16 protein-coding genes are annotated in these 19,975 nt (G+C 66.1%); 13 read left to right on the plus strand and 3 right to left on the minus strand.

What is annotated here, in order from left to right; all coding sequences use genetic code 11:
* Positions 1-14: 14 nt before the first annotated feature.
* From LQK81_RS00380 to LQK81_RS00425, 10 genes are all read left to right on the plus strand, one after another.
* Positions 15-1,208, plus strand: coding sequence for a CaiB/BaiF CoA transferase family protein (locus LQK81_RS00380; RefSeq protein ID WP_230802694.1), 1,194 nt, complete (start codon positions 15-17; stop codon positions 1,206-1,208).
* Position 1,209: 1 nt separating this feature from the next.
* Positions 1,210-2,358: a carbohydrate ABC transporter substrate-binding protein gene (locus LQK81_RS00385; RefSeq protein ID WP_230802695.1), complete on the plus strand. Its 1,149-nt coding sequence runs from the start codon at positions 1,210-1,212 to the stop codon at positions 2,356-2,358.
* A gap of 7 nt (positions 2,359-2,365) precedes the next feature.
* Positions 2,366-3,136 carry an enoyl-CoA hydratase/isomerase family protein gene (locus LQK81_RS00390; protein WP_230802696.1) on the plus strand — a complete coding sequence of 257 codons (771 nt, stop codon included), beginning with the start codon at positions 2,366-2,368 and terminating at the stop codon, positions 3,134-3,136.
* A gap of 5 nt (positions 3,137-3,141) precedes the next feature.
* Complete coding sequence (locus tag LQK81_RS00395) at positions 3,142-4,098, plus strand: ABC transporter permease (RefSeq protein ID WP_230802697.1); 957 nt, start codon at positions 3,142-3,144, stop codon at positions 4,096-4,098.
* A gap of 25 nt (positions 4,099-4,123) precedes the next feature.
* Entirely contained in the window at positions 4,124-5,098 is a 975-nt protein-coding gene (locus LQK81_RS00400; protein WP_230802698.1) for a sugar ABC transporter substrate-binding protein, read from the plus strand.
* A complete protein-coding gene (locus tag LQK81_RS00405; protein WP_230802699.1) occupies positions 5,088-6,635 on the plus strand; it encodes a sugar ABC transporter ATP-binding protein in 1,548 nt (515 codons plus the stop codon). Before LQK81_RS00400 ends, LQK81_RS00405 begins: the two co-directional genes overlap by 11 nt.
* Positions 6,636-6,638: 3 nt before the next feature.
* Entirely contained in the window at positions 6,639-7,793 is a 1,155-nt protein-coding gene (locus LQK81_RS00410; protein ID WP_230802700.1) for a fumarylacetoacetate hydrolase family protein, read from the plus strand.
* A gap of 193 nt (positions 7,794-7,986) precedes the next feature.
* Complete coding sequence (locus LQK81_RS00415; RefSeq protein WP_230802701.1) at positions 7,987-8,598, plus strand: TetR family transcriptional regulator; 612 nt, start codon at positions 7,987-7,989, stop codon at positions 8,596-8,598.
* 56 nt (positions 8,599-8,654) lie between these two features.
* The gene (locus LQK81_RS00420; protein ID WP_230802702.1) at positions 8,655-9,809 is read left to right on the plus strand and encodes an efflux RND transporter periplasmic adaptor subunit; all 1,155 of its coding nucleotides are present in this window, start codon (positions 8,655-8,657) and stop codon (positions 9,807-9,809) included.
* Positions 9,810-9,830: 21 nt separating this feature from the next.
* Complete coding sequence (locus LQK81_RS00425; RefSeq protein WP_230802703.1) at positions 9,831-12,986, plus strand: efflux RND transporter permease subunit; 3,156 nt, start codon at positions 9,831-9,833, stop codon at positions 12,984-12,986.
* Positions 12,987-13,064: 78 nt separating this feature from the next.
* Here the strand turns inward: LQK81_RS00425 and LQK81_RS00430 are convergent, their stop codons facing one another.
* The 3 genes from LQK81_RS00430 to LQK81_RS00440 form a co-directional block, all read right to left on the minus strand.
* On the minus strand, positions 13,065-14,441 hold the full coding sequence (locus tag LQK81_RS00430; protein WP_230802704.1) for an aspartate aminotransferase family protein: 1,377 nt from the start codon (positions 14,439-14,441) through the stop codon (positions 13,065-13,067).
* 41 nt (positions 14,442-14,482) lie between these two features.
* Positions 14,483-15,979, minus strand: a complete 1,497-nt coding sequence (locus LQK81_RS00435; protein ID WP_230802705.1) for an NAD-dependent succinate-semialdehyde dehydrogenase — start codon at positions 15,977-15,979, stop codon at positions 14,483-14,485.
* A 121-nt stretch (positions 15,980-16,100) separates the two neighbouring features.
* Positions 16,101-16,598: an Lrp/AsnC family transcriptional regulator gene (locus LQK81_RS00440; RefSeq protein ID WP_230802706.1), complete on the minus strand. Its 498-nt coding sequence runs from the start codon at positions 16,596-16,598 to the stop codon at positions 16,101-16,103.
* A 104-nt stretch (positions 16,599-16,702) separates the two neighbouring features.
* Here LQK81_RS00440 and ehuR point away from each other — a divergent pair, with 104 nt between their 5' ends.
* From ehuR to ehuB, 3 genes are all read left to right on the plus strand, one after another.
* The gene (gene ehuR / locus LQK81_RS00445; RefSeq protein ID WP_230802707.1) at positions 16,703-18,088 is read left to right on the plus strand and encodes a MocR-like ectoine utilization transcription factor EhuR; all 1,386 of its coding nucleotides are present in this window, start codon (positions 16,703-16,705) and stop codon (positions 18,086-18,088) included.
* A gap of 121 nt (positions 18,089-18,209) precedes the next feature.
* The gene (ehuA, locus tag LQK81_RS00450; protein ID WP_230802708.1) at positions 18,210-18,995 is read left to right on the plus strand and encodes an ectoine/hydroxyectoine ABC transporter ATP-binding protein EhuA; all 786 of its coding nucleotides are present in this window, start codon (positions 18,210-18,212) and stop codon (positions 18,993-18,995) included.
* A 61-nt stretch (positions 18,996-19,056) separates the two neighbouring features.
* Complete coding sequence (ehuB, locus tag LQK81_RS00455; protein WP_230802709.1) at positions 19,057-19,908, plus strand: ectoine/hydroxyectoine ABC transporter substrate-binding protein EhuB; 852 nt, start codon at positions 19,057-19,059, stop codon at positions 19,906-19,908.
* Positions 19,909-19,975: the final 67 nt, after the last annotated feature.

Raw genomic sequence — 19,975 nt, forward strand, 5'->3', positions numbered from 1 at the left:
GGAATTGAAAGAAAATGGGAATTCTCAGCGGAATTCGCGTCCTCGACTGCTCGATCGCCATGGCCGGGCCGTTTGCCGCGCAAAGGCTCGGCGATCTCGGCGCGGACGTGATCAAGGTCGAGCCGGTGACCGGCGAATGGCAGCGGCACGTCGCAGCCGGCGGTGCCGGCGGCAACAAGATCAACGTCTCGTTCCTGTCGCTCAACCGCAACAAGCGCTCGCTGGCCGTCGACCTGAAGTCGCCTGACGGCAAGCAGGTGCTGCTCGATCTGGTCAGGACGGCGGACGTCTTCCTGCAGAACTATCGGCCGGGCGTCGCCAAGCGGCTCAGCGTCGACTACGAGACGCTGTCGAAGATCAATCCGCGCCTCGTCTACGTGTCCATGTCCGGTTATGGCGAGGACGGTCCCTATATCGACCGGCCGGGGCAGGATCTCGTGCTGCAGGGCATGTCGGGTGCCATGCTTTCGGCCGGTCGCGCCGACGAGCCGCCGACGGCCGCCGGACAGTATCTCGTCGATGCGATCACCGCCTATAACGCCTTCGAAGGCGCACTCGCGGCACTCTTCCACCGCGAGCGGACGGGCGAAGGGCAACTGGTGCAGGTCAACATGCTGGACGCGATCACCACGATCCAGATGCAGGAGCTCTCCGTCTTCACCATCGGCAACAAGCCGCAGACGCGCTCGGCCGAGCCGCATGCGCATGTCTATATCCGCGCGCCCTACGGTGCGTTTGCCACCAGCGACGGCTTCATCATCGTCGCCTTCCCCAAGCTGAAGACGCTGGGCGAGGTGATCGGCGAGGAGAGCTTCCTGACCATGGAGGACGAGGTCGACAGCTGGGCCAGGCGCGACGAGATCTTCGCCAAGACCCGCGAGCGGCTGAAGACGCGGACGTCGGCCGAATGGCTGGAGCGCATGCGCGCCGCCGACATCTGGTGCGGTCCGGTCTATGGCTATGCCGATGTCGTCGAGGATGCCCAGGTCAAGCACAACGGCACCTTCGTCGAATACGAGCACCCGACCGAAGGCAAGGTGAAGACCCCGGGCTTTCCGATCAAGTTCTCCAAAACGCCGTCGGCGATCGACCGCGGCGCGCCGATCGTCGGCCAGCATACGCGCGAGATCCTCAAGGAGGCCGGCTACGACGATGCCCGTATCGCCGGGCTGGAGCAGGCCGGTGCCGTAGCCGCCGGGGAGCTTTGACATGCAGCGGCTGAAGGCGCTGACGTGGGATCACCCGCGCGGCTACAACGCGCTTGCGGCAGCGGCGAGACGGCCGGAGCTTGCGGAAAGCGGGCTTTCGATCGATTGGGACAAGCAGCCGCTCGAAGGCTTCGAGTCCCATCCGATCGCAGATCTCTGCGCCCGCTACGATCTGGTCGTGCTCGACCATCCGCATGTCGGCGAGGCGGTTGCCGGGGATTGCCTGCAATCGCTGGAGAGCGTGTTCGGCGACGCGGCGGTGCAGGCGCTTCAGGCCGAAAGCATCGGCCCGTCCCTGCGGAGCTACCGGTTTGCCGGTGCCCACTGGGCGCTGCCGCTGGATGCGGCGACGCAGGTGATGGCGGTGCGGGGCGACCTCCTGGGGCGACCGATGCCGCTTCTCTGGGACGAGATCGCGGAGATTTCGCGATCGACGGGCAAGGTGGCGCTGTCGCTCGCGGGGCCGCATGCCGCGCTCTCCTTCCTCTCGATTGCAGCCGCCTTCGGCGAACCGCCGGCGGAGAAAGATCCCGGCCTGCTGGTCTCGAAGGATACGGGCCGGCAGGTCTACGAGCTGATGGGCGACCTTGCCGCGCGCAGTCCGCGATCGGTGCGCGAGAAGAATCCGATCGGCATTCTCGGGCACATGGCAAGCCATGACGACGTCGTGCTTTGCCCCCTGGTCTACGGCTACGTGAACTACGCGGCGCCTTTGGAGGGCCATGCGATTGCATTCCACAATGCGCCGCGCCGGGCCGCCGGCGGCCGGCCGGGATCGACGCTGGGCGGCACGGGCATCGGCATTTCTAAGCGATGCGAGGTCACGCCCGCCTTGAAGCAGCACCTCCTCTGGCTGATGGGACGGGAGGCACAGATCGGCTTCATACCCGGTCACGACGGCCAGCCGTCGCGCCGCGAGGCCTGGCACGATGCCGGGGTGAACGCGCGCTGGGGCAGCTTCTACGAAAACACCGCCGACACGCTCGAGCAGGCCTATGTCCGCCCGCGCCATGACGGCTACATCGCCTTCCAGGGAAAGGCATCGGCGCTGCTGAGGCAGGCCTTTGAGGAGGGCGCACCGGCCGACGGCGTGCTCGACAGCCTGCAGGCCCTTTATGCAAGCCACCGCGCAGCCGGCGGCGAAAGGTAGGAATGACATGACAGACGATGTTCTCTTTGCCATCGACGGCGCGATCGCGACCATCACGCTGAACCGTCCGCAGAAGCTCAATGCGGTGACGCCGGAAATGGCGGATGCGATCGTGGCCGCCGTGGAGGAATGCAACGACAGCGACACGATCCGCTGCGTCATCCTGACGGGCGCCGGCGAACGGGCTTTCTGCGCCGGCTCCGACATCCGCGAACTCGACACCTACGAGACGCCCTGGCAATTCCGCAACCGCCCCGACTATTGCGACGCCTTCCGGGCGCTGCTGAAGCCGACGATCTGCGCCGTCAACGGCTATGCGCTCGGCGGCGGTCTGGAAACGGCGATGTCCTGCGATATCCGCATCGCGTCCGACAATGCCCAGTTTGCCGCCCCGGAGATCAAGCTCGGCTGGATCGGAGGCGGCGGCATGGCGGCGCATCTGATGCATTCGATCGGCGCCTCCAATGCGGCGCTGATGCTGATGACGGGCGACGCCATCCCGGCGGAAAAAGCCCTGGCCTGGGGTCTCGTCAGCGAAGTGGTGGCGCCGGCGGAGCTTCTGCCGCGCGCCCGCGCCATCGCCGAGGTTATCGCCTCGCGGGCGCCGATCGCCGCGGAAACGGCGAAGGCCAACCTGAAGGCCGCCGTCTCGATGCCGCTCGACAAGGCGATCGAATACGAGCGTGACCTGCAGACGATCTGCTTTGCGACGGCGGATGCCGCTGAGGGCCGCGCCGCCTTCAAGGAGAAGCGCGCGCCCGTATTCCGGCGGCGGTGACGGCCATGCAGACCGGTGTCGCCTATATCCGCAGCCTCGGCCGTTATCGCGAAGCCTCCGTGCTTGCGATGCTCGCCGCCGTCGCCCTCTATCTGTCCTTTGCCAGCGACTACTTCCTGGAGCCGCGCAACCTTCTCAACGTCGGGCGCCAGGCCTCGGTCGTCGCCATCGTCGCGCTCGGCCAGGCGTTGGTCATCATCGCCCGCGGCATCGACCTGTCGGTCGGCTCGGTGATCGGCCTGTCGGCAGTGGTCGCGGCGGTCCTGATGCGCGATACGGGGAGCGAGACGATCGGGCTCATGGCGGGCCTCCTGACCGGGCTTGCCTGCGGCCTCGTCAACGGCGTCCTCTATACCCGCTTCCGCATCAATCCCTTCATCGCCACGCTCGGCACCCTGTCGATCGCGCGCGGCATCGCGCTCCTGATGACCGGCGGCATACCTGTGCCGTTCGGCGGCCTTGCCGAATTCGTGGGCGCCGGCCGCATCTTCGACATTCCCGTGTCCTTCCTGTTGATGATCGTGCTCGCCATCGTCGTGCATGTCTTCGCAAGCCGCACCGTGATGGGCCGGGAGATCTATGCGATCGGTGACAACCCGAAGGCCGCGCGCCTTGCCGGCGTGAACCTCAGGGCGATCCGCCTGGTCGTCTTTGGGCTTTGCGGCCTTCTTGCGGGCCTCGGCGGGCTGATCCTCGCCGGCAATCTCGCCAGCGCCGATCCCAATCTCGGCATGGGATACGAACTCGACGTCATCGCGGCCGTCATTCTCGGCGGTACCGCGCTCAGCGGCGGCCGCGGCTCGATCCTCGGCGTCGTCATCGGCGCGCTGCTGATGGCGCTGCTCAACAACGCCTTCGTGCTCCTCGGCATCTCCGCCTACTGGCAGGTGGTGACGAAGGGGCTGGTGATCATTTTTGCCGTCGGGCTGGACGGACTCCAGCGCCGCGGCGACGACGACTGACAACGGACAAGTGGAGGAGACCATCATGTTGCTGAAGAAGATCAGGATGACCGCGATGGCGGCAATTGCCGCGACGGCGGTCGCATTTCCCGCAATCGCCGCCGAGGCCCCCGAAGGCGGCAGCGTGGCCGCGGTGGAAAACACCAAGGGACCGGTCCGCATCGCCTTCCTGTCGTTCCAGAACAATCCGTTCTGGACGCCGGTGACCGAAGGCGCGAAGGCGGCGAACGACTATCTGACCAAGTTCGACGCCACGGTCGACTTCGTCGATCTCGGCGACGAACTTTCCGCCGAGGCCGTCGTCGCCGGCATCGAGGGCGCGCTTGCCAAGAAATATGACGGCATCGTCGTGGTGCCGATCTTCGACGGCACGGCGCGCATCATCAACGAGGCGACCGACGAGGGCGTGCCGGTCTTCAACATCGTCGCCGAGGGCGCGACGGAATCGAAGCGCCTCGCCTTCATCGGCCAGGATGCGACCTCGGCCGGCAAGCAGATCGGCGAGTACATCGCCAAGGAGATGGACGGCAAGGGCAAGCTTGGCGTGATCACCGGCTATTTCGGCGCCACCCAGCATACCCAGCGCATGAACGGCGCAGTCGATTACCTCAAGGCGAACTTCCCCGATATCCAGATCGTCGGCCCGTTCGAGAACAAGGACAAGGCGGAATCGGCCTATTCGCTGGTGCAGGACATGATGACCGCCAATCCGGATCTCTCGATGGTCTATGTGACTGCCGGCGGGCCGTTCGGCGCGGCCAAGGCGGTGAAGGACCTGAACCTCACCGGCAAGGTCGGCGTCGTCGGCTTCGATCACACACCTGATAACATGCAGTATCTGAAGACCGGCGAGATGGTCGGCCTGCTCGACCAGGCGCCCTACCAGCAGGCGCTCGATTCCAGCGTGATGCTCTACAATTACATCGTCGCCGGCCAGGAACCGCCCGCCAAGGTCATCCCGGTGACCGGCAAGCTGCTGACGCCTGACGATGCGAAGTGACAGCCTGAAGGAGGCGGCCGTACCCGGCGCGGTCGCCTCCTCTTCGCCGCCGCCGCTCGTCCGCGTACGGGGCATCGCCAAGAGCTTCTCCGGCAATGCGGTGCTCCATTCGGTCGATCTCGATCTCCGTGCCGGCGAGGTGGTCGGGCTTCTGGGAGAAAACGGCGCCGGCAAGTCGACGCTCATGCACATCCTGTCGGGCGGCCTGCAGCCCGACGCCGGCACGCTCGAAATGGAGGGGGCGCCGGTGCGCTTCGGCTCCGTCGCCGACGGCATCGAGGCGGGCGTCAGCTTCGTGCACCAGGAACTGTCGGTGGTGGGCGCGCTCAGCGTTGCCGAGAACCTGCACCTCGGCCGGATGAGCCGGAGCCGGGCGGGTCTCGTCGATTTCGGGCTGATGGAGGAAGCGTCGCGTGCGCTTCTCGAGCGGGTGGGCGCCGGCCACATCGAGCCGCGCCGCGAGGCGGCGACCTTGCGCGCCGGCGAACAGCAACTGGTCGAGATCGCCAAGGCGGCCGCACGCAAGCCACGGCTGCTGATCCTCGACGAACCGACCTCCTCGCTGACGCCGCACGAGGTCGGCGGCTTCTTTTCCTACGTTCGCGAGGCGCGGGCGGCGGGTGTGGCCATCATCTTCATCACGCACCGGCTGGAAGAGGCGATGGCGCTCTGCGACCGGGTCGTCGTGCTGCGCAACGGCGCGATCGTCAGCGAACGGCGCCCCGCCGAAACCAGCCGTCAGCAACTGATCACCGACATGACGGGAAAGCCCGCGATCTACGAGCACCGGCCACGGACCATCAACGGTGACACGATCGCCCTTTCGATGAAGGGCGTGTCCGACGGCCGCCTGCTCGCCGGCATCGACCTCGACGTGCGCAAGGGGGAAATCTTCGGGCTCTTCGGCCTCGTCGGCGCCGGACGCACGGAATTGCTGGATCTCATCCACGGCGTCCATCGTCCGACCGCAGGCACGATCTCGCTTTTCGGCGAGGGGCTTTGCCTGCGTGATCCGAGCGAGGCGGTGCGGGCCGGAATCGCGCTCGTGCCGGAGGGGCGCAAGACCGCCGGCATCCTGCCGCAGCATTCCGTGCGCGACAATGCGGCGATCAGCAGCCTGCGGCGCTTTTCCCGCGGTCTGTTCTCGGATCGCGGCGGGGACCCGCGGCGCATGGCATCCTATCGCCAGAGCCTCGGCATCCGCATGGCGACGGATACGCAGGCGATTTCGACGCTGTCGGGCGGGAATCAGCAGAAGGTGATCTTCGCCCGCGCGCTGATGGCCGAGCCGCGCCTGCTGCTGCTCGACGAACCGACGCACGGCGTCGACGTCGGCGCCAAGGCCGATCTCTACGACATCGTCACGCGCGAGGCCGAGAAGGGGCTGACGGTCGTCATCGCCTCTTCGGAAGTACCGGAGATACTGGCGCTCTGCGACCGGGTCGCGATCCTCTCCAAGGGACGGCTCGCCGGGATCCTCGACCGGGCGGCGATGACGGAAGACACGATACTGACCATGGCATTCAAGGAGCATTGAGACGTGAGCACGCAGCAGCATCCCATCGGCACCGGCACATTCGTCGGACGCGTCTGGAACCCCGGGGCGGCGGGGCCGAGCCTGGTCGCGGTCCGGGACGGCCAGATCGTCGACATCACCTCCAGAGTCGTCCCGACCATGCGCGACCTGCTCGAGCGCGACGATGCGGCAGCCTATGCGACCGAGGCCGAAGGCCCCGTGCTTGCGCCCCTGCAGGCGCTGCTCTCTGCCGACGTCGGTTCGTTCGACGGGGACAGGCCGCACCTCCTTGCGCCGAACGACCTCCAGGCGGTGAAGGCCTGCGGCGTGACGTTCGCCCGCTCGATGATCGAACGCGTGATCGAGGAGCGCGCGGCGGGCAATCCGGACCTCGCCGAGAAGGTCCGCGAGAAGGTGACTGCCATCATCGGAGACAGTCTGCGTGACCTCAAGGCCGGTTCGCCGGCCGCAGAAAAGGTCAAGCAGGCGCTCATCGAGGAAGGCGTCTGGTCGCAGTATTTGGAGGTCGGCATCGGGCCCGATGCCGAGGTCTTCTCCAAGGCGCAGGTCCTGTCCTCCGTCGGTCATGCCGCCGATGTCGGGTTGCATCCGATCTCGAAGTGGAACAATCCCGAGCCGGAGATCGTGCTCGCGGTCAATTCGCGGGGCGTCGTGCAGGGAGCCACGCTCGGCAACGACGTCAACCTGCGCGACGTGGAGGGTCGCTCGGCCCTCCTTCTCGGCAAGGCCAAGGATAACAACGCCTCGTGCTCGATCGGCCCCTTCATTCGCCTGTTCGACGCAGGCTATACCATCGACGACGTGCGCAATGCGGAACTAACCCTGCGCGTCGAGGGCGAGGACGGCTTCGTCCTGAACGGCCGCAGTTCGATGAAGGAGATCAGCCGCGATCCGCTCGACCTCGTCGCCCAGACGATCGGCCGCCACCATCAGTATCCGGACGGCTTCATGCTTTTCATGGGAACGCTCTTCGCGCCGACGGAGGACCGCGACGTGCCGGGGCAGGGGTTCACCCACAAGGTCGGCGACATCGTCACGATTGCAAATGACCGGCTCGGGGCGCTGACGAACCGCGTGCGGCTTTCGACCGAGTGCCCGCCCTGGACATTCGGCGTCTCGCACCTGATGCGCAACCTCGCCGCACGACATCTCATCTGAAGGCAGGTGCTGTGCCCGGAGCGATCCGGGCGCGGCCCATTTCTGGCAGCCTGAAGCACCCTGCCTGGCCCGGCGCGGCCCGGCGGGTCGTATCTGCGCGTGAATTTCCGGCAACCAATCTGAATTGACGCATGACGAGTTTCGAGTTATGACTGACGAAATTTAAAAATCGTCACTCGTCAGGAATGCGCTCATGACCGACACTCTTCTTCTTGATGACGGACAGGATTCGGTGCGGCAGGAAAACATCAGCCGCATTCTCGATGCGGCCGAGCGTCTCTTCCGGCACTATGGCTACAGCAAGACGACGGTCGCTGACATCGCGCGCGACCTCGGCATGTCGACGGCGAACATCTACCGGTTCTTCGCCTCCAAGCAGGACATTCATCAGGCGCTCTGCAGCCGCATGCTGCAGGCCGCCTACGATCTCGCCCGCGCGGTCGCCGAAGAACCCGCAAGTGCGGTCGAGCGGCTTCGTCGCTACGCCTCGACGCAGCACAAGATGACCGTCGACACCATGCTCGATCAGGAGAAGGTGCACGAGATGGTCGTCGTCGCGATCGAGCGCGACTGGCATGTCATCGAGAAGCACATCATCAGGCTGCACGCCATCGTCGCGGAGATCATCGCCGAGGGCATCGCCGCCGGCGAGTTCCGCCCGCAGGATCCCGTCATTGCGTCGAAATGCTTCGGCGCGAGCCTCGTCACCCTGTGCCATCCGCAGATGGTCGCGCAGTGCCTGATGAAGGAGAACCAGGCGCGGCCCGAAGACCTGATCGAATTCGCCATACAGGCGCTGCGATGACCGGAAGCGCGCTCAGACCGCGTCACGAAGGCCGGATTTTCAGTTGGAGAGCGAAGATGTTTTCGCCGGTGTTTCCCAAGTCGTTTCAAAAGTCCCGTTTCGCCCCGCTTCTGCTTTTGTCGGTTCTCGCGCTGGCGGGATGCACCGAGGCGGAGACGTCCGAAAACACCGTCGAGGTGCTGCGCCCCGTCAAGGTCGTGGAAGTGAAGGCGCCGGGCACCACCCGCAGCCTCGACTATTCCGGCCAGGTGCGGGCGCGCCGCGAAATGGCGCTCGGTTTCCGCGTGTCGGGGAAAATCACCGAGCGCCTGGTGGATGTCGGCGACCGCGTCGCAACAGGCGACGTTCTGGCGCGTCTCGACACGTCCGACTACGAATTGCAGGTGCGCAGCGCCGAGGCGAACGTGGCCGCGGCAGAGCGCCAGGTCGAAACCACCGAGCTTTCCTTGAAGCGGGCGCGCGATCTCTTCGCCAAGAACGTGGCATCGAAGTCCAGTCTCGAACAGGCCGAACTTTCCTACAACCAGGCCGTGGCTGCGCGCGACGATGCGGCAAGCACGCTGGACCAGAGCCGCAACCAGGTGCGCTACACCGATCTGGCGGCCGCTGAAAACGGCATCGTGACGGCGGCGAGCGGCGAGGTCGGCCAGGTCGTCTCGTCGGGAACGCCTGTCGTGACGGTTGCCGTCGATGGCGAGAAAGAGGTGCTGGTCGCAGTACCCGAAACGGACATCCTCGCCTTCCAGCCGGGCAAGGCGGTCGACGTCGGGTTCTGGTCCTATCCGGGCCTCACGCTGAAGGGAAAGGTGCGCGAGGTGGCCGGCAGCGCCGATCTGCGCTCCCGCACCTTCGCGGTGCGTATCGGCATCCCGGCGGACGATCGCGTGCTGCTCGGCATGACCGCGGCGGTACGGGCCGCCGCCGATACCGACGAGACGCTGGTCAGCGTCCCCCTTGCCGCATTGGCGGAAAAGGACGACAAGCCGATCGTCTGGACGGTCGATCCTGCACGCGCGACGGTGCATGCACGCGACGTCGAGGTCGTCTCCTTCGACGCTGACGGCGTTCGCATCGCCAGCGGGCTCTCCGCCGGCGACCTCGTCGTCGCGGCCGGCACGCAGTTCATGACCGAGGACCTCAAGGTCAAGTTGCCGTCGGAGGTGGCGCAGTCGGCCCTCTCCGCATCCGCCGAACACCTCACGATGCGCTGAGCCGGGAAGGGGAGCGGAGCCATGAACACGTCCACCGACGAAAAGCGTTCGTTCAATCTTTCCCGGTGGGCCATCGGCCATCCGAGCATCGCCCGCTTCCTCTTCGGGCTCATCATCGTCGCCGGCGTTTTCGGCCTGATGCGCATGGGGCAGAAGGAAGACCCCGATTTCACCTTCCGCATCATGGTGGTGCAGGCGGTCTGGCCGGGCGCCTCCATCGAGGACATGCAGGATCAGGTCGTCAACAAGATCGAGCGCAAGCTGCAGGAGACGCCGCATCTGGACTGGGTCAAGTCCTATACCCGGGCCGGCAGCGCCATCATCACGCTGCAGGTCGAGGGCGACACGGATGCCCAGGACGTCGCCGATGCCTTCTACCAGGCCCGCAAGAAGGTCGGCGATATCGCGAGCGAACTGCCCGACGGCCTGCTCGGCCCCTATTTCAACGACGAGTTCGGCGATACCTTCATCACGCTCTACTCGCTCTCCGGCGACGGCTACAGCTATCCCGAACTCAAGACGTTCGCGATCCAGGCGCGCGACATGCTGCTGACGACGCCGGGCGTCGAAAAAGCGGTCATCATCGGCGACCAGCCCGAAAAGATCTTCATCGACGTGTCCTCGAAGGCGCTCGCCGAGCGCGGTCTGACGCTTTCCGATCTGCAGGCCGCCATTGCCGGCCAGAACAGCGTCGATCCGGCCGGCTCGGTCGACACCGGCCGGCAGTCCGTCCGCATTTCCGTCGAGGGCGCCGTGGACCGGGTGGACGACATCCGCGAACTCCGGCTGCGCGCCGGCGACCAGGTGACGCGTCTCGGCGATATCGCCACCGTGACGGCGGGTCTGGAGGACCCCTACCAGCGCAAGTACCGCTTCAACGGCCGCGACAGCGTCCAGGTCGGCGTGGTGATGGCCAAGGGGTTCAACGTGACGAGCGTCGGCACGGCCGTCGCCGAGACCTTCGCCCGCTTCGAAGGCGCACTGCCCTACGGTGTCGCCGTGGACCAGATCTCCGACCAGCCGGAAGTGGTGCGCGAGGCGATCGGCGAGTTCATGAAGGCGCTCGGCGAGGCGCTGGCGATCGTGCTCGTCGTCTCCTTCCTGTCGATCGGCTGGCGTTCCGGCCTGGTCATCGCGATCGCCATTCCGCTCGTGCTGGCTGCAACCTTCGCCATCATGTACGAGCTCGGCATCGACCTGCAGCGCATCTCGCTCGGCGCGCTCATCATCGCGCTCGGCCTTCTGGTGGACGACGCGATGATCGTCGTCGAGATGATGGAGCGCAAGCTTGAGGAGGGGCTCGTCAAGATCGACGCGGCGAGCTTCGCCTATTCGTCCACCGCCTTCCCGATGCTGACGGGAACGCTCATCACCATCGCCGGCTTCATACCGGTCGGCTTTGCCGAATCGACGGCCGGGGAATATGTCCGCTCGTTGTTCTACGTGGTCGGCATCTCGCTCGTCGTGTCCTGGTTTGTGGCGGTCTATTTCACGCCCTGGCTCGGCCACATGATCCTCAAGCAGCGCCACCATGCCGGCGGCCACCACGACGTCTTCGACACCCGCTTCTATCGTCGTCTGCGCGCGACCGTCGGCTGGGCCGTTCGCCATCGGCTGATCGTGCTCGCCTTGACCATCGGCACCTTCGCCGGCAGCCTGTGGGCCTTCCAGTTCATCCCACAGAATTTCTTCCCGCAGTCCTCGCGGCCGGAAATCCTCGTCGACCTCTGGCTGCCGGAAGGCACCAGCGTCGAGGAGGTCGAGACACAGGCCAAAGCGCTCGAGGCGCGCATGATGGACGATGAGGACAAGCGGTTCATCGCCACCTATATCGGCGAGGGCGCCCCGCGTTTCTTCCTGCCGCTCGACCAGCAGCTTCGCAATCCGAACTTCGCCCAGTTGCTCATCATGGCGAAGGACGAGCCCGCGCGCGAACGGCTGATAGTCAAGCTGCGCTCCATCCTGGCCGCCGATTTCCCGTCGATCCGCTCCAAGGTCGATCGCCTCTTCCTCGGGCCGCCGACCGGCTGGCCGGTGCAGATGCGCGTGACCGGGCCCGATCGGGACGAGGTTCGCCGCATCGCCGACCAGGTCAAGGCGAAGTTCCAGGAGAATCCGCAACTGGCGGCCATCCACGACGACTGGCTCGAACCGGTGCCGGGCATGAAGCTCGTCATCGACCAGGACCGTGCCCGCGCGCTCGGCATCACCTCGCAGCGCATCCGCCAGATGCTGCAGGCAACGATGAGCGGCGCGCCGCTCGGCGACTTCCGAGACGGCGAGGAAACCGTGTCGATCGTCGCCCGCGAGCCGGACGACAGCCGCCGCCTGCTGACGGCTGTCGGGTCGGTCTACATTCCGACGGACTTCGGCGGCTTCGTGCCGCTGTCCCAGGTCGCCAGGGTCGTTCCGGTGATGGAACAGGGCATCGAGTGGCGCCGGGACCGCCTGCCGACGATCACCGTGCGCGCGACGCTGCCGGACGGCGTTCAACCGAACGACGTGGCGCTGAAGCTCTATGGCGAATTGCAGCCCCTACGCGACGGTCTTGCACCCGGCTACCGCGTCGAGATCCAGGGCGGGGCGGAGGACGCGGCCGAAAGCCAGGCTTCGATCGCGGCCAAGGCGCCGATCATGCTGCTCGTCATCCTCGTGCTATTGATGATCCAGCTCCAGCACTTCGGCAAGGCGATGCTCGTGCTCGCCACCGGCCCGCTCGGCATCATCGGCGCGGCGGCAGCACTCCTCATCAGCGGGGCGCCCTTCGGCTTCGTCGCGATCCTCGGCGTCATCGCGCTGCTCGGTATCATCATCCGCAACTCGATCATCCTCGTCGACCAGATCGACCAGGATATCGCAGCCGGCATACAGCGGTCCGAGGCGATCGTCGGGGCGACCGTCCGGCGTTTCCGGCCGATCATGCTGACCGCGCTGACCGCCGTCCTCGCGCTGATCCCGATCTCGCGCGGCGTTTTCTGGGGGCCGCTCGCCTATGCGATGATGGGCGGCATCCTGGTCGCAACCGTGCTCACGATCCTCGTCCTGCCAGCCGCCTACGCCCTGTTCTTCGGCCGGGAGCCGAAGACGGGGACGCAGGCGCCGGAGCAGGCGGGCGGCGCGGCAACCGAAGCGGGCCGCGAGCATGCCCCCTTCCAACAGCAACTCGCCGCCGAATAGCGGGCGAGGCGATCGTTCGACGGGCGCCGGCCCGCATCATCGTGGCCGACGCTTTCCGTTCCCGCGGGCGGGGTTTCCTCAGCGGCCGAGGACCGCTTCGATCGCCTGGGCTGTGGCCTTGACGACGGTGTCGGCCTCGTCGCGGGTGAGGCAGAGCGGCGGTGCGAAGCCGAGGATGTCGCCCTGGGGCATGGCGCGGCCGATGACGCCGCGTTCCAGAAGGGCGGCCGAGACCTGCGGGCCGATCTTGCGGGCGGGGTCGAAGAAGACGCGGTCGTCCTTGTCCTCGACGAATTCGACCGCGGCCATCAATCCGTCGCCGCGGACGTCGCCGACATGCTTGTGGCCACTCACGGCTTTTGCCAGTTCGGCGCGGAAATAGGCGCCGGTGGAGCCGGCGTTCTCGACGAGGCCGAGTTCGTCGACGAGTTCGAGGTTGGCGACACCGGCTGCCGCGCAGATCGGGTGGGCGGAATAGGTCCAGCCATGGCCGATCGCGCCTGCCGCGTCCGAGCCCTGCACGAGAACCTGCCAGACCTTGTCCGAGACGATCGAGCCGGAGAGCGGCGCATAGGCGGACGTCAGGCCCTTGGCGATGGTGATCAGGTCTGGCTTGATGCCGTAGTGATCGGAGCCGAACATCGAGCCGAGCCGCCCGAAGCCGGTGACGACCTCGTCGGCGACGAGCAGGATGTCGTATTTCTCCAGCACCGCCTGGATCTTCTGCCAGTAGCCCTTGGGCGGCGGGACGATGCCGCCGGTCCCGAGGATCGGTTCGCCGATGAAGGCGGCGATCGTTTCGGGGCCTTCGGCCAGGATCATTTCCTCCAGCTTGTCGGCGCAATATTGCGAGAACTGCTCCTCGCTCATCGCGCGGTCGGGCCGGCGGAAATAATAGGGCGCTTCGGTGTGCAGGATCGGCGCGCGCGGCAGGTCGAACAGGTTGTGGAACAGTTCGAGCCCGGTCAGCGAACCGGTCATGACGCCGGAGCCGTGATAGCCGCGCCAGCGCGAGATGATCTTCTTCTTCTCCGGGCGGCCGAGGATGTTGTTGTAGTACCAGATCAGCTTGATGTTGGTCTCGTTGGCGTCGGAGCCGGAAAGGCCGAAATAGACGCGGCTCATGCCTTCCGGCGCGCGGTCGATGATCATCTTCGACAGGGTGATCGAGGCCTCTGTGCCGTGGCCGACATAGGCGTGGTAGTAGGCGAGGTTTTTCGCCTGCTCGGCGATCGCATCGGAGATCTTGCGGCGGCCGTAGCCGACGTTGACGCAGTAGAGCCCGGCAAAGGCGTCGAGGCTGGTGCGGCCGCTGGCATCGGTGATGTGCACGCCTTCGCCGCCGGCGATGACGCGTGTCGGCGTCTCGCCGCGGGCGTGCATGCCCATGTGGGTGGACGGATGGAAGAAGTGGTCGCGGTCCCAGGCGGTCATTTCATTGCTGTGTTCAGACATGCTGCTTTCCTTTTTAAAGTTTGGTACCGGCCCGGGAGGTGTCAGGCGGCGGTGTCGATGCAGAGATACTTGAGTTCGGTGAAGGCCTCGAGCCCATGGCGGGAGCCTTCGCGGCCGATGCCGGACTGCTTCCAGCCGCCGAAGGGGATCGGCCCGCCGGTGATCTTGACCCGGTTGATCGCCACCATGCCGTATTCCAGCGCGCGGCCGAGCCGCATCTGGCGGGCGCCGTTCTCCGTGACGACATAGGCGACGAGGCCGTATTCGCTGTCGTTGGCCCGGGCGACGGCGTCGGCCTCGGTGTCGAAGACGGCGACAGCCGCGACCGGCCCGAAGGTCTCCTCGCGCATGATCAGGGCATCGTCGGGCACCTCGGTCAGGAGCGTCGGCGCGTAGAACAGCGGACCGGCCGCGTGAACCGCGCCGCCGGTGAGGCAGCGGGCGCCGCGGCCGATCGCGTCCCTGACCTGCTCGTCGACCTTTGCGACGGCACGCGCATGCATCAGCGGCCCGATCTCGACGCCGGGCTCAAGGCCGGCGCCGACCCTCAGGGCCTCGATCCGCGCCTTGAAGGCGGCGTTGAAGGCCTCGAGCACCGGGCGCTGAACATAGATGCGGTTGGCGGCGAGGCAGTCCTGGCCGGAGGTTGCGAACTTGGCATTGACGGCGATGTCCACGGCCCTGTCGATATCCGCGTCGTCGAAGACGATCAGCGGAGCGTGGCCGCCGAGTTCCATCACCAGCCGCTTCATGGTCGATGCACACTGGCCGGCGATGATCCTGCCGACTTCGGTCGAGCCGGTGAAGCTGACGGCGCGGATGCGCTGATCCTCGCACATCCGCCCGACGATCGTCGCGGCGTCGCCGGTGACGACGTTGAAGACGCCGGCCGGAAGGCCGGCCCGCTCGCCCAGTTCCGCCAGAGCCAGTGCGGACAGGGGCGTCTCGGACGAGGGATGGGCGACCACCGTGCAGCCGGCGGCAAGTGCGGCTGCCGCCTTGCGGGTGACCATGGCGGAGGGGAAGTTCCAGGGGGTCACGATGCCGACGACGCCGAGCGCCTCGCGGCGCACGATCATTTCGGCGCCGGGCAGGTGGCTCGTCACGTTTTCGGCGTTCAGCCGCTTGCCCTCCTCGGCATACCATTCGACGAACGAGGCCGCATAGGCGATCTCGCCTTGCGATTCCGACAGCGGCTTTCCCTGCTCCAGCGTCATGATCAGCGCGAGGTCGTCCCGGGCCGCCAGCATGAGGTCGTACCAGCGCCGCAGGATCGCCGCACGATCCTGCGGAAGCATGGCGCGCCATTCGGCAAGGGCGGCCGATGCCGCATCGATGGCGTCTGCTGTCTCGCCGGCGTCCAGAGCGGAAACCCAGGCGAGCGGAACGGAGGATGCGGGATCGCGCACCTCGAAGGTGCGGTTTGCGCTGTTGGCGACCCAGCGGCCGCCGACATAGGCCAGCGATTTCAGCAGATGCCTGTCCTTCAGGCGCTCGAGCGCGTCATGGCAGGCAGGTCGTGCGAATATGGCGTTCATCTCCGGCTCCTCGGGCTGTCGTTGGCGGAGAGTCTGGCAGGTTCGGCGCGATAGATGGTCTGTTGTCGCATGCGGCGGCAGAGGATTGGTCCAAGGGAGCAAGGCGCCGCAGAGGAATCCTCTATCGGCCGTTCGCGGGTTCCGGAGCCGGCAGCAGCGCCGTCAGGGGCAGGACGGTTTCCTCCTTCACCGTCTTGGTGACGATGTAGGTGAAGTAGCGGGCGATGCCGATCTGCCGGTCCAGCAGGCCGTCGACCAGCCGCTGGTAGGCGTCGATATCAGCGGCCATGATCTTGACGATGTAATCGACCCCGCCGCCGACCGACCAGCAGGCGACGATTTCGGGGATCGCCGCGACGGCGCGTTCGAAGCGGTCGAAATCGGCCTGGCGATGGTTTTCGAGGGTGACTTCCATCATCACGCTTGCGACCGGCGCGACGCGGCGGACCGCGACGCGGGCATGATAGCCCGAAATGATGCCGGCCTTTTCGAGCTTGCGCAGGCGCATCCAGCACGGCGTAGGCGACAGGCCGACCTCTTCGGCGAGCGCCACCTTGGTGATGCGGCCGTCCCGCTGGACGGCGTCGAGGATGCGCAGGTCGATCGCGTCAAGTTTCATGCGGAGGACGGCCTCAAATCGAAATCATGGCAAAGACTATGAAAAAGCCGAGACGAATGCAATTTTGCATTGTCAAATGACCTGAATTTTATCACTGTCAAATCATGACAAATTGGCGCCCCGATCCGCTGCAGCTCCGCCGTCCGGCCTACCTCTCTTTGGCCGAGCAGATCGCCAATGCCATCCACGACGGCAAGCTTGCCGACGGCGACCGCCTGCCCACCCATCGCAAGCTTGCGGAAGACCTCGGCCTTTCGATCCAGACGGTGAGCCGCGCCTATGAAGAATTGACCCGGCGCGGCATGGTCGCCGGCGAGATCGGCCGCGGTTCCTTCGTGCAGACCCGGTCGAAGGAGCCCGAGCCGCCCTATCTGCCGGAGCGGCTGGGCGAGGTGATCGACCTGTCGATCCTCAAGCCCGTCTGCGAGCAGCTCCATCTCGACCGCATGCGCGAGGCCTTCGGCTGGCTGGCGGAAAACCTGCCGTCCAGTTCGGCGCTCTCGTTCCGCCCCAACATGGTGTTCCCGCGTCACCGGGCCGTTGCGGCGGAATGGCTGCAGCTTTGCGGGCTGGACGTTTCCCCGCTCAACGTCAACCTCACGAACGGCGCCACCTCGGCCATGACGGTCGCCCTGATGAGCGTCGCGCCGCCCGGATCGACGGTCGCGACCGAGGCCATCAGCCATCATACCCTGGTGCCGCTCTCCACCTATCTCGGCATCCACCTCGAGGGCCTGGCGATCGATGCGGACGGGATGATCCCGGCCGCCCTGGACGCTGCCTGCCGCAAGGGGCCGATCCGGGCGGTGTTCCTTCAGCCTTCGGTCATCAACCCCAGGGCGACGCTGATGAGCGCCAGGCGACGCGAGGAACTGGCCGCCGTCGCCGCCAGGCACGATATCGCGATCATCGAGAACGACATTCTCGGGCCGCTGGTCGAAGACCGGCCGCCGCCGCTGCAGGCCTTTGCGCCGGACCGCACGCTCTATGTCACCAGTTTCACCAAGATCACCGTTCCCGGCCTGCGCATCGGCTATCTCGTCGCGCCCGACCGCTATGTCGCAGCCGTCGCCAACCGGCACCTGGTGTCCAACTGGATGGCCACGCCGGCGATCGTCGAGGTCGCCACGCGCTGGGTCGGCAACGGCACGGCGATGGAGCTGGTGAACTGGCAGAGGCGGGCGCTGGCGCGGCGTCACGAAATCGCCGCCGAGATGCTTTCCGGGCTCGCCTATAACGCCCACCCGCAGAGCCTGCACGTCTGGCTGCCGCTCACCTGCCAGCATACCGAGGAGGGCTTCGTGGCGCAGGCGCGGCTGCGCGGCGTGGCGATCGCCCCCGGCGCCTCCTTCCACACCGCAGACCAGGGTCACGCTCCCGCCGTTCGCATCTCGCTCGGCTCCACGTCCGAGGCGGAACTACGCACGGGGCTCGGCATCGTCGCCTCGCTGGCGCAGGGAAATCCGGAAGCGCTCCTGCTTGCTATTTGACGGTTCCGCCTGCCATTTGGGCAGGAAAAGAATAATTGTCATGATATTATTTTGATAATTGACATGATTTCATAAGCTGTTCATCGTTGGGCATCGCTCGTCTCAACAGGGAGAGACATGCATGGCCTCGCCCATCATTCGCATCGACAACATCACGAAGACCTACGGGCCGCTGACGGTGCTCGACGGTCTGTCGATGAATGTCATGCCGGGCGAGAAGCTGGCGCTGATCGGGCCGTCGGGATCGGGAAAGACCACCATCCTGCGCATCCTGATGACGCTTGAGAAGATCGACGGCGGCCACATCGAGGTGGACGGCGATCAGCTTTACCACATGCCGAGGGGCGGCAGCCTGGTCCCGGCCGACGAACGGCATCTGCAGAAGATGCGCGAGAAGATCGGCATGGTCTTCCAGCACTTCAACCTGTTTCCGCACAAATGCGTGCTCGACAACATCACGCTGGCGCCGATGCTGACCAAGGGCGTGGCGAAGGCGGCGGCCGAAGACCGGGCGATGAAGCTTCTCGACATGGTGGGCATGGCCGACAAGGCGAAGAGCATGCCGGCGCAACTGTCCGGCGGACAGAAGCAGCGCGTCGCCATCGCCCGCGCGCTCGCGCTGTCGCCGAAGATCATGCTGTTCGACGAGGTCACCTCGGCGCTCGACCCGGAACTGGTCGAGGAGGTCCTGAACGTCATGCGCAAGCTCGCCGCCGAGACCGACATGACGATGCTGCTCGTCACCCACGAGATGGGCTTTGCCCACGACTTCGCCGATCGCGTCCTGTTCTTCGACAAGGGCCGGATCGTCGAGGAGGGCAAGCCGGACGACATATTCCGAAATCCCAGGCAGGAGCGGACACAGACCTTCCTGCGCAAGATAATCGCGGCGGGGCACCGCGTCTGACCGCCGGGGCGACCCGACAATGCCTCCGATAAAAAACGGAAAATCCAGAGGAGATAAAACGATGACATTGAAACATTTCATGACGATGGCAGCCGGTGCCACGGCTTTGATGGCGGCGTTTGCCGCAGCCCCCGCAAACGCCGACGACGCCAAGCTGGAAGAGCTGAAGGCGCAGGGCTTCGCCCGCATCGCGATCGCCAACGAACCGCCGTTCACCGCCGTCGGCGCCGACGGCAAGGTCTCGGGAGCGGCTCCCGACGTCGCCCGCGAGGTCTTCAAGCGCCTCGGCGTCGGCGACGTCGTCGCCTCGATCTCCGAATACGGCGCCATGATCCCCGGCCTGCAGGCCGGACGCCATGATGCCGTCACCGCCGGCCTGTTCATGAAGCCGGAGCGCTGCGCGGCCGTCGCCTACTCCGAGCCGGTCCTCTGCGACGCCGAGGCCATGCTCGTCAAGAAGGGCAATCCGAAAGGCTTCAAGAGCTATGCCGATGTCGCCAAGGACCAGTCGGCCACCATCGGCGCGCCCGGCGGCGGCACGGAAGAGAAGCTGGCGCTGGAAGCCGGCGTACCGCGCGAGCGCGTCATCGTGGTGCCAGATGGCCAGAGCGGCCTGAAGATGCTGCAGGACGGCCGCATCGACGCCTATTCGCTGCCGGTCCTGTCGATCAACGATCTCGTGATGAAGGCCAACGACCCGAACCTCGAGGTCATAGCTCCCGTTCAGGGTGCCCCGGTCTATTGCGACGGCGCCGCCTTCAAGAAGGGCGACGAGGCGCTGCGCGATGCCTTCGACGTGGAACTCGCCAAGCTGAAGGAATCGGGCGAGTTCGCCAAGATCATCGAGCCCTACGGCTTCTCGGCAGCCGCCGCGATGTCCACCACCCGCGAGAAGCTCTGCGCGGCGCAGTGATCCTCGGATGTAGCGAAACGGGTAACCGCAGATGACGCGATCGCACCCCTCTCCGTGCAGGGCCAGG

It is taken from the genome of Rhizobium sp. GN54 (genome assembly GCF_021026345.1).
Lineage (GTDB): Bacteria > Pseudomonadota > Alphaproteobacteria > Rhizobiales > Rhizobiaceae > Mycoplana.